At 45.5% G+C, this 13,336-nt stretch carries 14 protein-coding genes; 1 reads left to right on the top strand and 13 read right to left on the bottom strand.

Annotated features, from left to right (window positions below; translation table 11 throughout):
• Positions 1 to 14 precede the first annotated feature (14 nt).
• Positions 15 to 278, bottom strand: coding sequence for a putative Se/S carrier protein (locus BMW94_RS23965; protein ID WP_175480832.1), 264 nt, complete (start codon positions 276 to 278; stop codon positions 15 to 17).
• Between the two features lie 117 nt (positions 279 to 395).
• Here BMW94_RS23965 and yyaC point away from each other — a divergent pair, with 117 nt between their 5' ends.
• Positions 396 to 1,001 (top strand): spore protease YyaC, encoded by a 606-nt coding sequence (gene yyaC / locus BMW94_RS23960; protein ID WP_024629529.1) that lies wholly within the window; start codon positions 396 to 398, stop codon positions 999 to 1,001.
• Here the strand turns inward: yyaC and BMW94_RS23955 are convergent.
• The 12 genes from BMW94_RS23955 to rpmH all read right to left on the bottom strand — a co-directional run bounded on the left by BMW94_RS23955 (position 976) and on the right by rpmH (position 13,211).
• On the bottom strand, positions 976 to 1,476 hold the full coding sequence (locus BMW94_RS23955; protein WP_091001339.1) for a DUF4446 family protein: 501 nt from the start codon (positions 1,474 to 1,476) through the stop codon (positions 976 to 978). The genes yyaC and BMW94_RS23955 overlap by 26 nt on opposite strands.
• 236 nt (positions 1,477 to 1,712) lie before the next feature.
• Entirely contained in the window at positions 1,713 to 2,873 is a 1,161-nt protein-coding gene (locus BMW94_RS23950; protein WP_091001338.1) for an aminotransferase class V-fold PLP-dependent enzyme, read from the bottom strand.
• A 152-nt stretch (positions 2,874 to 3,025) separates the two neighbouring features.
• Positions 3,026 to 3,871 (bottom strand): ParB/RepB/Spo0J family partition protein, encoded by an 846-nt coding sequence (locus tag BMW94_RS23945; RefSeq protein WP_024629526.1) that lies wholly within the window; start codon positions 3,869 to 3,871, stop codon positions 3,026 to 3,028.
• Positions 3,864 to 4,625 carry a ParA family protein gene (locus BMW94_RS23940; protein ID WP_024629525.1) on the bottom strand — a complete coding sequence of 254 codons (762 nt, stop codon included), beginning with the start codon at positions 4,623 to 4,625 and terminating at the stop codon, positions 3,864 to 3,866. The genes BMW94_RS23945 and BMW94_RS23940 overlap by 8 nt, the downstream gene beginning before the upstream one ends.
• Before the next feature lie 185 nt (positions 4,626 to 4,810).
• On the bottom strand, positions 4,811 to 5,629 hold the full coding sequence (gene noc, locus BMW94_RS23935) for a nucleoid occlusion protein (protein ID WP_064641439.1): 819 nt from the start codon (positions 5,627 to 5,629) through the stop codon (positions 4,811 to 4,813).
• A gap of 688 nt (positions 5,630 to 6,317) precedes the next feature.
• Complete coding sequence (rsmG, locus tag BMW94_RS23930) at positions 6,318 to 7,040, bottom strand: 16S rRNA (guanine(527)-N(7))-methyltransferase RsmG (RefSeq protein ID WP_091001337.1); 723 nt, start codon at positions 7,038 to 7,040, stop codon at positions 6,318 to 6,320.
• Positions 7,040 to 8,929, bottom strand: coding sequence for a tRNA uridine-5-carboxymethylaminomethyl(34) synthesis enzyme MnmG (gene mnmG / locus BMW94_RS23925; RefSeq protein WP_091001336.1), 1,890 nt, complete (start codon positions 8,927 to 8,929; stop codon positions 7,040 to 7,042). Before mnmG ends, rsmG begins: the two co-directional genes overlap by 1 nt.
• A gap of 224 nt (positions 8,930 to 9,153) precedes the next feature.
• Entirely contained in the window at positions 9,154 to 10,530 is a 1,377-nt protein-coding gene (gene mnmE / locus BMW94_RS23920; RefSeq protein ID WP_091001335.1) for a tRNA uridine-5-carboxymethylaminomethyl(34) synthesis GTPase MnmE, read from the bottom strand.
• Positions 10,531 to 10,752: 222 nt separating this feature from the next.
• Positions 10,753 to 11,454: an RNA-binding cell elongation regulator Jag/EloR gene (gene jag / locus BMW94_RS23915; RefSeq protein WP_091001334.1), complete on the bottom strand. Its 702-nt coding sequence runs from the start codon at positions 11,452 to 11,454 to the stop codon at positions 10,753 to 10,755.
• Entirely contained in the window at positions 11,451 to 12,335 is an 885-nt protein-coding gene (locus tag BMW94_RS23910; RefSeq protein WP_062327681.1) for a YidC/Oxa1 family membrane protein insertase, read from the bottom strand. Before BMW94_RS23910 ends, jag begins: the two co-directional genes overlap by 4 nt.
• A 74-nt stretch (positions 12,336 to 12,409) precedes the next feature.
• The gene (rnpA, locus tag BMW94_RS23905; RefSeq protein ID WP_091001333.1) at positions 12,410 to 12,760 is read right to left on the bottom strand and encodes a ribonuclease P protein component; all 351 of its coding nucleotides are present in this window, start codon (positions 12,758 to 12,760) and stop codon (positions 12,410 to 12,412) included.
• A 316-nt stretch (positions 12,761 to 13,076) separates the two neighbouring features.
• A complete protein-coding gene (gene rpmH / locus BMW94_RS23900; protein ID WP_024629517.1) occupies positions 13,077 to 13,211 on the bottom strand; it encodes a 50S ribosomal protein L34 in 135 nt (44 codons plus the stop codon).
• Positions 13,212 to 13,336 lie beyond the last annotated feature (125 nt).

Genomic DNA, 13,336 nt, shown 5'->3' with positions numbered 1-13,336 from the left:
AGATCAGACCTCCTCTACATGGGTATGTTATCATAGCTGTCACCGGTTTTGAAATAGAGGCCTCGGATCTCCACAAATTCGTTACGAATGATTTGTTTCACTCTCTCCAGATCTTCTTTTGGAAACTGAATACATAGAGCACAGCCCGCTGTGATCTCTTTCGGGGTAGGAAATAAGTCGATCTCAATCTCGGCAAACTCCAGCAGCATTTCTGCCCGCAGCGCCTGCTGGGTGGAATCAAAAGCAATCAGCATCCAATCATCTATCCACTCGTCCATGTCCGGCTCCTTTCACGATACATTCATCCCTTTGAAAAAGCTTGTCCCCACGAAGTATAAAACGTTCTATCCTTCCATATACTGTTACTACTATCTCCAAGGGAAAGGATAGATCCTATGAATCCCATTTCACATTCCTTCTCATCTCAAGACATGGCCAGCCTGAAAATCCCACATACAGATCCAGGCATTCACTCAGCCATCATTCATCGTTTAATGTTTCATCTCTATAAAGCCCATTCTTTGCAAAATGTAGTTGTCGTCTGTATCGGTACAGATCGCTCTACTGGGGACTGTCTTGGCCCGCTCGTCGGCTCGTCGCTTGCCAAGTGGGACAGCCCTCTATTTCATCTATATGGCACATTGGATGAACCCGTACATGCGATGAACCTGCAAGACACCCTTCACAAAATACACACCACACATCACAACCCTTATGTGATCGGCATTGATGCCTGTCTCGGACAGTCCTCGAGTGTTGGATGTATCCAGGTCGTGAATGGACCGCTCAAACCAGGAGCGGGTGTAAATAAAGAATTACCGCCGGTCGGCGATATCCATCTTACAGGTATCGTTAACGTCGGCGGCTTTATGGAATACTTTGTTTTGCAGAACACACGTCTCAGTCTCGTCATGCGCATGTCCGAGATTATATCGAGCAGTCTCTACTCCGCCATTCGCGAATGGCATACCCGTTCTACTCTGCTTGCTGTGCCAGAGTAATGGCTTCCTTTTCCTCAGGGGAAAGAGTATACGTGGACTCTCCCCCTTTAAGAGGTTTAGCATATACATAGGAACCGTCTCGATTATAGATACCAGTGAGTACCATACCGTCCTGGCTATCGTTAACCATCGCCATGGAGAAACTCAGATCACTGCCAAGCTCTCCATAAGCATTGTAGCGTTTCACGCCCACTTTACCCTGGATTCGGGTCAGCTTCTGCATGACAGTTTTTAACTGATCCGTTTGCAGTGTATGCTCATCCTCAATGCTGTCCATCTGAATTTTCAGATTGATTAACAGCGACTCCAGATCTTCCACTCCACTGCCAGCCATCATGGCCTCATATTTCTGTTTAAACTTCCGTAGCTTTGCGCCTTGAGCAATACTTATGATAAGCACGATCACCAAAAGTAATGCCATGCCGCCAATAATCCATATCAGCTGTTCCAGAATCAGCTCATTTAATTCAGCCATGTAGTGCAACTACCCCTCTGTTGGTTTGTTCAGGTTAACGTTTGTAGCTTCAAACGTACTCCACATCATTGATCCATTCAGCCAAGTAAAGCCATCCAACACACTAATATAACCCTCAAGCTTACCCTTATTTATTCACCAGATAACCCCTACGGTTAATCACTCGTTTTGGCTTCTTGCCTCTTTTGCTTTTTGCTTATTCAAGCGATTGAAATTCACATTTCATTAGGGTTGCTTCATACAGATTTGGATGCTGTTAATTCGATAACTGCTTCGATCAACGCATCGACATCTTCTCTTGATGTACTATATCCCACGCTCGCTCTGACAGCCCCACTTGCCGTGGTGCCAGCCGACTCATGGGCAAGTGGTGTGCAATGAAAACCTGAACGCACAGCGATGCCATAATTTCGGTCTAATTGAAAAGCGAGTTGGGCCGAATCATATCCTTCAACAGTAAAGGATAACAATCCGGTACGCGGCTGTCCAATTTCAGGACCGAGCATTCGAATCCCATTTACTGATGATAACCCATCCATCATATGCTGAGTCAAATCCCACTCCTGTTTATATATGAATTCAGGCGTCAGTTCAAGCACATGCTGCACTCCGGCTGCCAGACCTGCTATACCCACGGTATTCGGCGTACCCGCCTCATAGCGATCAGGACGAACAAGTGGCTGCTCAATCGCCTCGGATTGGCTTCCTGTCCCTCCGTGAAGCAATGGTTGCACATCCAGCTCAGGAGCGATATACAGCCCACCCGTTCCCTGCGGTCCCAACAGTCCTTTATGCCCGGGAAAGGCAAGCATATCGATGCCAAGCTGCTTCACATCCACAGGGATAATTCCAGCACTTTGAGCAGCGTCAACAAGCAAAGTCACCTGGTGTTTTTGACACATCAGTGCAATTTCACCAATGGGCAGAATACTCCCCAGCAGGTTCGAACTATGCGTGCAGACAACCAATCTTGTATTGGAACGAAACAACCGTGCGAATTGGACCAGATCCATCTCCCCGGCTGCATTAACAGGCACATAATCAACCTCTACATTACGAGATCTGCGCATGTACTCCAAGGGCCGTCTTACTGAATTATGTTCAGCCATCGTAGCAATGACATGATCGCCTTCTCTTAACCACCCTTGAATAGCTAGATTCAAAGCTTCTGTGGTATTAGAACCTAGTGCAATATCATTGGCATTACGAACACCCAAAAGAGTGGATAACGCTTTTCTGGCACCAAATACAACTCGGCTCGCCTGTACAGCCATCCGATGACTTCCTCTGCCTGGGTTGGCCCCTGCCACATCCAGAGCCTGCATCATGGCTTCCCCGACAGCAGGTGGCTTAGGCCAAGATGTCGCTGCATGATCCAGATAGATAACTCCCTCCACCTCATGACCACCTCTGTCCCTAATTGATCGTTCTGTTTGGATGAATTCCCTATAAACAAACAATGACATATCGTTTCTCCATGGTACAGAGGCGATATGTCATCACATGAAAAAGCCCCGCATGTTGTTCATCGATCATAGAATCACGACTATTATTGCAACAGTTCCAACAGTCGCTCCAGATCTTGTTTGCTGTAGTAGTTGAGCTCAATTTTGCCTTTATCTTTGTTATGCTTAATTTTCACCGTTGTTTTGAACCGTTCACGTAAAGACTCTTCCAATGTATCAATAAATGGATCTTTTTTCTTTAACTTGGATTTGGCTTTCGCTTCACCCGTTTTGGAACGATCCAATTGTTGAACAGCCTCTTCCAGTTCACGTACACTCCACTGCTGATCAATAGTTTGTTTGGCCAGCTGCTTTACAAGGCTCTCATCTTTAACACCGACGATAGCACGTGCATGCCCCATTGACAATGTTCCACGTGAAACATGATCCTTCACTTCTTCCGGCAATGATAACAAACGTAGGAAGTTAGCGATGTGAGAACGTGACTTACCCACTTTTACGGAGAGCTCTTCTTGGGTTAATCCAAACTGGTCCATCAACCCCTGATAAGCAACTGCAACCTCCATTGCATTCAGATTTTCCCGCTGCAGGTTCTCGATTAAAGCAATCTCCATAACCTGCTGATCACTAAAATTACGAACTACGGCAGGTACAGTGGCATTACCGCAATATTGGGAAGCTCTGAAACGACGTTCACCAGCAATGATCTCATAACCTCTCAAAACAGGTCGTACAATAATAGGTTGTATAACACCATGTTGACGGATGGATTCAGCGAGTTCATGTATCGCATCCTCATCAAATACTTTACGAGGTTGGTAAGGGTTTGCCCGCAGTTGACTAATCGGGATTTCTACGACTTTATCATCGTCATTAATTGAAAGCGAAGGAATGAGGGCATCAAGACCTTTTCCAAGCCGCTTACTCATAAGAAATCACTTCCTTTGCGAGCTCTAAATAAACTTCAGCCCCTCGCGATCGAGGATCATACGTAATAATAGACTGACCATGAGAAGGTGCCTCACTAAGCCGCACATTGCGCGGAATAATGGTCTGATACACCTTTTGTTGAAAATACTTCTTCACTTCCTCAATCACTTGAATGCCCAGATTCGTACGAGCGTCAAACATCGTCAGCAAAACCCCTTCAATCTGCAGGGATGTATTCAGATGCTTCTGCACCAAACGAACCGTGTTGAGCAATTGGCTCAACCCTTCGAGCGCATAATACTCACACTGAATCGGAATGATCACCGAATCGGAAGCTGTCAACGAGTTGATCGTTAACATGCCTAAGGAAGGTGGACAATCGATCAGTATGTAATCATAGTTTTTTTTCACCATGGCGAGTGATTTTTTCAGGCGTACTTCCCGTGATATCGTGGATACCAGTTCAATCTCGGCTCCGGCAAGCTGAATCGTTGCAGGTATGATATGCAGGCCTTCAATCTGAGTTTCCACAATCGCTTCCTGAGGGGGAACTTCATTAATGATGACATCATATATACAATTGGCCACATCTGCTTTGTTGATTCCGACTCCGCTGGTTGTATTCCCCTGGGGGTCAATATCGACTAGCAGTACCCTTTTCCCGAGCGAAGCCAGTCCTGCACCCAAGTTAACAGATGTCGTCGTTTTCCCCACACCGCCCTTTTGATTTGCTACGGCCATAATCTTAGACAATACCTTCACCTCAAATAAAATAGGAGTCTTTTCTTGTAGGTTGTGAGCTACAGTTAACAAAAAGCAGGCGGCTATCATCCTCACAAACATCAACTACCGTTTCTTCATGGTGCTATTCTACGCTGTTCATGCCACTCTCAACTTTATAGACAGAAAAAGCGGCCCATTGCCGCCTTAAGCTTCAATTATTTGCGTTTCGGGATATGGATAACGATCTCGTAATGGTCCTCATGGTCCGCTTCCTTGGTTTTGATGTCTAGACCGGAGCCCGATACCATATCAATGGATTGACGAATCGTATTAAGTGCAAGTCTAACGTCCTTGGTGAATGAGACACGTTTGGATTTTTTGATCTTCGAGGATTCCTTGTAAAAGGCAACCCGCGCTTCCGTTTGTTTTACATTCAACTCTTTATCAATAATTTCGCCAAGCAATTTCATTTGCAACTCTTCCGTATCCAATGAAAGCAAAGCTCTGGCATGACGCTCCGAAATCTTACGTTCCATCAGCGCTGTCTTAATGCCATCTGGAAGCTGTAACAACCGGATTTTGTTGGCGATCGTCGACTGGCTTTTGCCTAATCGCTGCGCAAGACTTTCCTGTGTAAGTTGGTGCAGGTCAATCAATTTCTGATAAGCAACAGCCTCTTCAATGGAAGTGAGTCCTTCACGCTGCAGGTTCTCGATCAATGCAATGGACGCTGCCTGAGAGTCGTTGAATTCACGTACAATGGCCGGAATATGATCCAAACCCAGTTTTCGAACTGCACGCCAGCGACGTTCCCCGGCAATAATTTCATATGATCCATTTCGTACGCGGACGACAATCGGCTGTATTACGCCATGTGTCTTGATCGTCTGCAACAACTCATCAATTTTATCATCATCAAAAATAGTACGGGGTTGATATGGGCTGCTCACAATTTCATTGACCGGAATTTGTTTAATCTCATCTCCGTTATTGCGCTCCGCCAAACCAAACAACTTCGAAAATTGTTCTTTCATTCCGTATATTACCACCTAGTTTCGTAATAGCTCCCGCAGAGTTGCAGGTGCTTCTTATTCAATATGCGACCCTTTCAAACGCTGTCGTTCTTCGAATAAGTTTTGCCTTCCATGACGCTTTCTGTAACCTGTACAAACATGCTCAAAAATCTATCTATACATATAATCTATGATCTCTGTAATCCAGGACCGGATACTTCTATTCTATCATCTTTTCTTCCATAATCCTATGTTTACCTATTCTTTAAACTCTTCTAATTTTCCTGCTTTTTCTTCATGAATATTAGCCATATGACTGCTTGTACACAATAAGATATGGAGAATCCTCTAGACAGGACCTGCTCATAGTAGCTGCGTTGTGCACTCATTTGATACCACGTAAAAATGGATTTTCATAAGACAACCTCGGTCGCAGAAAAACCCGCTTCCTTCGTGTCTTCTTCATTCGAGTATAGCTGTAACAAGAAAAACTTTTACGCTAAATAAATTAAATTATCGATTTCGTTGTTCTCTGCTTTATGTAATAGGAATGTAGATTCTATCTAACACTAGATAATAAATCAAAAAAAACAAAAAGAGGATGTTTCACGTGAAACATCCTCTTTACTCTTATTCAAGGTTCTTCATTAAATATACGAAGAATGATCATCTTACCTTTTTAATACATACACACGTTGAGAGCCAAGTACTATACCAAAGGTGTTTTTAGCGGTGTTCCTGATTTACGTGGATATTTAAAAGGTGTCTTATCAAACTTTTGGATCAGAATGATATGACGTGCCGATTCTTCAACAGGAAGCTGGAACGGATGAACTGCTTTTACCCGTCCTTTCAGCTGGTTAAAGCTGAATTCAGCTTCCTTCATTTCCTCGCGCGGGTCTCCGCCCTTCATGGCAGCGAACAATCCACTTTTGCGAACAAATGGCAGACAGAATTCGTTAAGCACCGCTAGCTTCGCAACTGCACGCGCAGTAACGAGGTCATAGCTGTCACGATATCCTTCTTTGCGTCCAAGCTCCTCCGCACGACCATGAATCAATTCTACATCAGTTAAGCCGAGCGTATCCACAACATGCTGTAGAAAGCCGATACGTTTATTTAAGGAATCAATGATGGTCAGCTTGATATGCGGGAAACAAATTTTAAGCGGTAGTCCTGGGAACCCTGCCCCTGAACCAATGTCTGCAAGTTTGTTTATCTTCGACATATCTGTATAAAATGCCAACGATACCGAATCATAGAAATGCTTTGTATAGACTTGTTCACGTTCGGTAATCCCGGTTAAATTCATCTTTTCGTTCCAGGCTACCAGCTCCTGAAAATACAATTCGAATTGCTCAAGCTGGCGTTCATCCAGCTCCAGTCCATGTTTCTTCAGGCGCCGTTGTAGCTGCTGTTGAATATCGTCCATTATTGTCCCCTTGCTGCGGTTACACGGTTATAATGCTCCAGGTAAACCAGCAGAATGGAGATATCCGCAGGAGTAACCCCGGCAATACGGGACGCCTGTCCTATCGAGATTGGACGAATTGTAGCGAGCTTCTGCTTTGCTTCCATAGCAAGGCCATGAATTTCGTCATATATAATCGTGTCCGGAATTTTTTTCTTCTCCATTTTTTGCAAACGTTCCACGTGGATCAATTGTTTCTCAATATAACCCGCATATTTAATTTGAATTTCAACTTGCTCTTTCATATCAGCAGTCAGTTCCACCTCGGAAGGTGAGATCTGCTCAATCCAGTCATACCCGATCTCTGGGCGACGCATCAATGTCAGAAGTGTGCTGCCATCCTGAATCGTTGTAGAACCGATCTCTTCCAGCTTCGAATTCACTTCGACAGGGCGAACTTTAGCTGCCTTCAGACGAGCCACTTCCTGTTCTACTTTTGCCTTTTTGTCCAGGAATTTAGCGTAACGCTCATCAGGAATCAACCCAATATCGTGGCCAATTTCCGTCAAACGCATATCGGCATTATCATGACGAAGCAACAAACGGTATTCTGCACGGGAAGTCAGCAGACGATAAGGTTCATTCGTACCTTTGGTTACGAGATCATCAATCAGTACACCAATGTACCCTTGGGAGCGATCAAGTACGACAGGCTCTTTACCCTGTACTTTACGTGCAGCATTGATGCCTGCCATTACGCCTTGTCCTGCCGCTTCTTCATACCCGGAGGTACCATTAATCTGCCCTGCTGTGAACAGACCTGGCAGACGTTTCGTTTCAAGTGAAGGCCACAGCTGTGTAGGCACCATCGCATCATATTCAATAGCATAGCCGTTACGCATCATTTCTACTTTTTCCATACCCGGAATTGAGCGAAGGACCGCCAATTGAACATCTTCTGGCAGACTGGTAGACAGACCTTGCACATAGTATTCCGATGTGTTTTTGCCTTCTGGCTCCAGGAAAATCTGATGCTTCGGCTTGTCGCTGAAACGCACAATTTTATCCTCGATCGATGGGCAATAACGTGGTCCGGTGCCTTCAATAACACCTGAGAACATAGGCGCACGGTGGAGATTATCGTTAATAATCTGGTGTGTTTCTACAGATGTATACGTCAACCAGCAAGGCAGCTGCTCATTATCGGAAGATTCCGTTTCATAAGAAAAGAACTTCGGCTTGTCATCACCTGGCTGAATTTCCGTTTTGCTAAAATCAATCGTATCCTTATGCACACGTGGCGGTGTACCTGTTTTAAAACGAACCAGGTCAAATCCAAGCTCACGCAGATGTTCGGATAACTTAAGGGAAGGCTGCTGATTATTTGGACCACTCTCGTACATCAACTCACCCATAATTACTTTACCGCGCAGATACGTACCTGTTGTCAAAACAACCGCTTTGGCCCGATACTCTGTACCCGTTTGAGTAACCACACCTACACACTGTCCGTCTTCAACGAGCAGGCGATCAACCATGCCTTGACGCATCGTCAGGTTGCGTTCATTTTCCATCGTTTCTTTCATCGTATGCTGATAAGAGAACTTATCCGCCTGAGCCCGAAGCGCATGAACAGCAGGTCCTTTACCCGTGTTGAGCATTCGCATCTGAATAAAGGTCTTATCGATGTTCCGTCCCATCTCTCCACCAAGTGCATCAATCTCACGTACCACATGTCCTTTTGCCGGTCCCCCAATAGATGGGTTACAAGGCATGAAGGCCACCATATCCAGATTGATGGTAATCATCAACGTTTTCGAACCCATACGGGCTGCAGCCAGTGCCGATTCCACACCAGCATGTCCTGCCCCTACGACGATTACATCATAACTGCCGCCATCAAAAGCCATTCCAGCTTACCTCCTTTTTGCCGCCGCACGCCTAAATTCATGCAAACGATCTATTTTCTGTAAAAATCATGATGAAATACGCTCCGCACTCTACGGAATGCATTTCGATCTATATTAAGCCATCAAGTCTATAGGTACTTCAGACATATTCGCGGATTCTTTGACCACCCACAGATGGACTTTATTATCATACTACTTTTCAGAGCCGGTATGTTTGTCAGGTGTTATTTTCCGAGGCAGAATTGAGAGAAAATTTGATCAATCAACGCATCATGCGCTGTATCGCCCACGATCTCACCCAGTTGCTCCCATGCCAGACGAACATCAATCTGGATCATATCAATAGGAATCAGCTGCTCTGCTGCTTCATAGGCATCAATGAGCGACTGCTTCGCTTTTTTGAGCAAAGCAATATGACGCACATTGCTGACATAGGTCAGATCGGCCGACTCCAGCTTGCCACTGAAGAACAACGTCGAGATGGCATCTTCCAATCGATCCACGCCCAGATCATCTTTCACCGACATCGGAACAAGCCGTTCCTCAGGGATATAACGAAGCAGCACTTCGCGGTCCGCCTGCGGCGCTAAGTCCATTTTATTCATAATAATAATTGATTGTCTACCGCGGATTTGTTCCAATAATTCAATCTCGTCCTGATGTAGTGGCTCGGCAGCATTGATAACCATCAATAACAGATCCGCCTCATTCACAGCAGAGCGAGAACGCTCCACCCCGATTCTTTCCACGACATCCATCGTTTCCCGAATACCTGCCGTATCGAGCAGCTTGAGCGGTATATTGTTAATCGTAACAAACTCCTCAATGACGTCACGCGTTGTACCTGGAATGTCCGTTACAATTGCGCGGTTGTCCTGGGCCAACGTATTGAGCAATGAAGATTTCCCTACGTTTGGCCGGCCCACGATTGCTGTTGTGATTCCTTCACGCAGTATCTTTCCTTGCTCTGCGGTTACCAGCAATTTATCGATTTCAGTCATCACCTGACTGGATTTTTCTTTAATAAATTCAGAGGTTAGTGACTCTACATCATGCTCAGGATAATCGATATTGACTTCGATGTGAGCAAGTGTCTCCACCAGCGTGTATCTTAGTTCGCGCAGCTTGGACGACAATTTGCCCTCCACTTGCTTGAGTGCAACGGAGAACGCCCGATCCGATTTGGAACGAATGAGATCCATGACCCCTTCCGCCTGTGACAGATCAATCCGCCCATTGAGAAAAGCACGCTTTGTGAACTCGCCAGGTTCAGCAAGACGAATATCGAGCTGCAACAACAGATCCATTACACGCTTAACCGAAACCACTCCGCCATGGGCACTGATCTCCACAACATCCTCTGTTGTGAAAGAACGTGGCGCTCGCATCACCGTAACCAATACTTCCTCGATCTTCTCGCCAGTCCCCGGATCAACAATATGACCGTAATGAACCGTGTGGGATGCTGCCTGTGTTAGTGGGGTTTTGCTGCGAAAAATTTTCTCCGTCTCCGACACCGCATCCGGGCCGCTCACCCGGATTACAGCGATACCCGCTTCTCCGACCGCTGTTGATATCGCTGTAATCGTATCACTAATCATCGTTATCTCTCCTTGCTCTATTTTAAAATTGCGCCCCTCGGGACGCTATATTAATTTCAATATATAGTTCAGTTGTTCAGCTGCACAACGCTTCTTTTCGCATCATTCATATCTGGATATGGCTCTTAATGAAGTCGCTCTATAGTTTTGAAAAATACTTCTGTACGAAAAAAGCAATGGCTTCTGCACCGGGCAGGAAGCCATTGCGTCTTCAATTTCGTGTTATTTCGTCGTAATGACTACGCGCCGATTGGGCTCCTCGCCCTTGCTGTAAGTCTTAATCTGCGGGTGATTTTGCAATTTCGCGTGAATGACTTTGCGTTCGAGTGGCGGCATGGGCTCCAGCACAACTTCCTTGCCAGTGCGAATGGCCTGTCCAGCCAAACGTTCAGCCAGATCCTCCAGCGTCTTGCGTCGACGTTGACGGAAATTCTCTGCATCGAGTACGATGCGAACGAAGCTTTCCGAATAACGATTTGCTACAATGTTCGTTAAATATTGAAGGGCATCCAGCGTCTGTCCACGTCTGCCAATAATCATGCCCAGGTCTTCACCGGCAATATTGAAGATATGTCCGTCACGCTGTTTTTTGATATGCACTTCAACATCCAGTCCCATACCTGCTGCCACTTCTTTTAAGAAAGCAGCCGCTTCCTCATAGGGATTTTTAGCAGCCACACCCTCAAGTGTTGCTTCAACCTGAGGTATATGTGCGGCCGGCTTGATCGGCTGTGAAACAGGTTCGGGCACAGGCAGAAGTTTCACTTCCACTTTAGCGGCCTTAACCCCGATCAAACCCAGGAATCCTTTTGACGGCTGCTCTAACACTTGTATCTCGACCTTGTCCCGGCTCACGCCAAGCTCAGCCAATCCTTGGTTTACAGCATCTTCAACGGTTTTTCCTGACGCAATGACTTTGGTCATTTCGATTTTTTGGCCCCTTTCGAACCTTTTCCAGAGACAGTTGCCTTGCCACCGTTTTTGCGTTTAGCTCCATTTCCATTTTTGGAAGAGCTATTCTGCTTCACGTTGACCTCAGCCACGACTTTATCATTATTCCGGTAAAGGAAATAGTTTTGCACGATCGTGTAGATGTTACTGTAGAACCAATACAGTGGCAATGCAGCCGGGAACTGATACGACATAACGAAGATCAATATCGGGTACACCCACAGCATGAACTGCATCGGTCCAACCTGCTGTGCAGGGTTCATGCGCATCATCATCCACGTTTGAACGAATGTAGTGATGGCAGCGAGCACTGGCAAAATAAACAGGTGATCCGGCGCTCCGAGTTGAAGCCACAAGAAATCATGTGTTCTCAGACTCGAGTTTCCGTAAATGGAGTTATAAAGTGCGATATAAATCGGCATCTGAATCAGAAGTGGTAGACAACCCGCCATCGGATTAACTTTGTTCTCCTGAAACAACTTCATTGTTTCTTGCTGAACTTTCTCAGGTGTATCTTTATACTTGGCTTGAATTTCTTTCAACTGCGGCTGAATAGCTTGCATCGCCTTGGAGCTGCGAACCTGCTTCATTGTCAGCGGCAAGATTAACGTCCGTACAATTAACACCATCACAAGGACGGCCAGTCCATATTCACCGTTAAACCAATTGGCAAATGTGTCGAGCGCCAGTGAGAACCAATAAATAACATTGGCTTGCCAAAAAGAATCACTATTCTTCAGATCTTCCGTAGTAACCCCGGCTCCTTGTGGAGTACATCCGGCGAGTACAGTGACCATTGCAATGACTGCAATGAGGAGAATCCACTTCCCCTTTGATGTCTTCAATCGCGACACTTCATAACCCCTCTCTTAACCATTCCATTCCACCGTAAATCATACCATAATTAGGAGGACAAATAAACCGAAGCTTACCGCTTGCCCGACTTCAAAAGAGAGCCCTTGCGCATCGCATGCAGCAGGCTTTTTTCCATGTCCTTATAAGACATGTCCAATGCACCTTTTCTGACGATAAAGATCAGATCCATCTGCGTGACAATCTCTTCCTCATGATGGCGTACAATTTCCTTAATCATGCGTCTCATCCGGTTGCGTACGACAGCGTTTCCGATTTTCTTGCTGCAGGATACACCCACTCGGAATTGTTCTGTATCTTTACGACGACAGCCATACACCACAAACTGATGATTGGCAAACGATTTCCCATACCGGTATACGCGGCTAAAGTCCGCCCGGTTTCGTAAACGCAGTCTTTTATACACGGCGCTTCTCCTTGCTGTTTTCCACCAACATTATTGACGAAGGCCTCATTACTGATTTAGTATAGGCTTTCTTGAATAACGATAAACCGTCTTGGCGGCAACTTCATTTGGGATGATTGTTGATCAGTCATTTCAACTGAGCAAACATTCATCCTTATATAAGGAACGTTTTCGAAAAAACGGACATCTCAATTCATTGAACATAAATGTGTACTTATGCTTTTGCGCAGCCAATTCAGACCTGACCTGTACCAGCATCCAGTCTGAAAAGACCTATTTAAGAAAAAAAAGACCACCTCGGTGGTCTTCACATGCATTAAGCACTCAGGACTTTACGGCCTTTAAGGCGACGTGCAGCCAGAACTTTACGTCCGTTGCTCGTGCTCATTCTTTTCCGGAAACCATGAACTTTTTTACGTTTGCTAACGTTCGGTTTGAATGTAGGTCTCAATGTATTGCACCTCCTCACAAGGAAATACTTATGTGATGAATCACTTTCATCTTCACAGAAAACACCTTTATACATTTAACCATGAACACCTGGAAAAGTCAACTGCGAGCCTTCTGCCTCCTTTC

Origin of the sequence: Paenibacillus sp. OK003, from assembly GCF_900109515.1 — a bacterium.
Lineage (GTDB): Bacteria > Bacillota > Bacilli > Paenibacillales > Paenibacillaceae > Paenibacillus > Paenibacillus marchantiae.
Note: the sequence above shows the minus strand (reverse complement) of the source record. Positions and strands in the feature narration are given on the sequence as shown.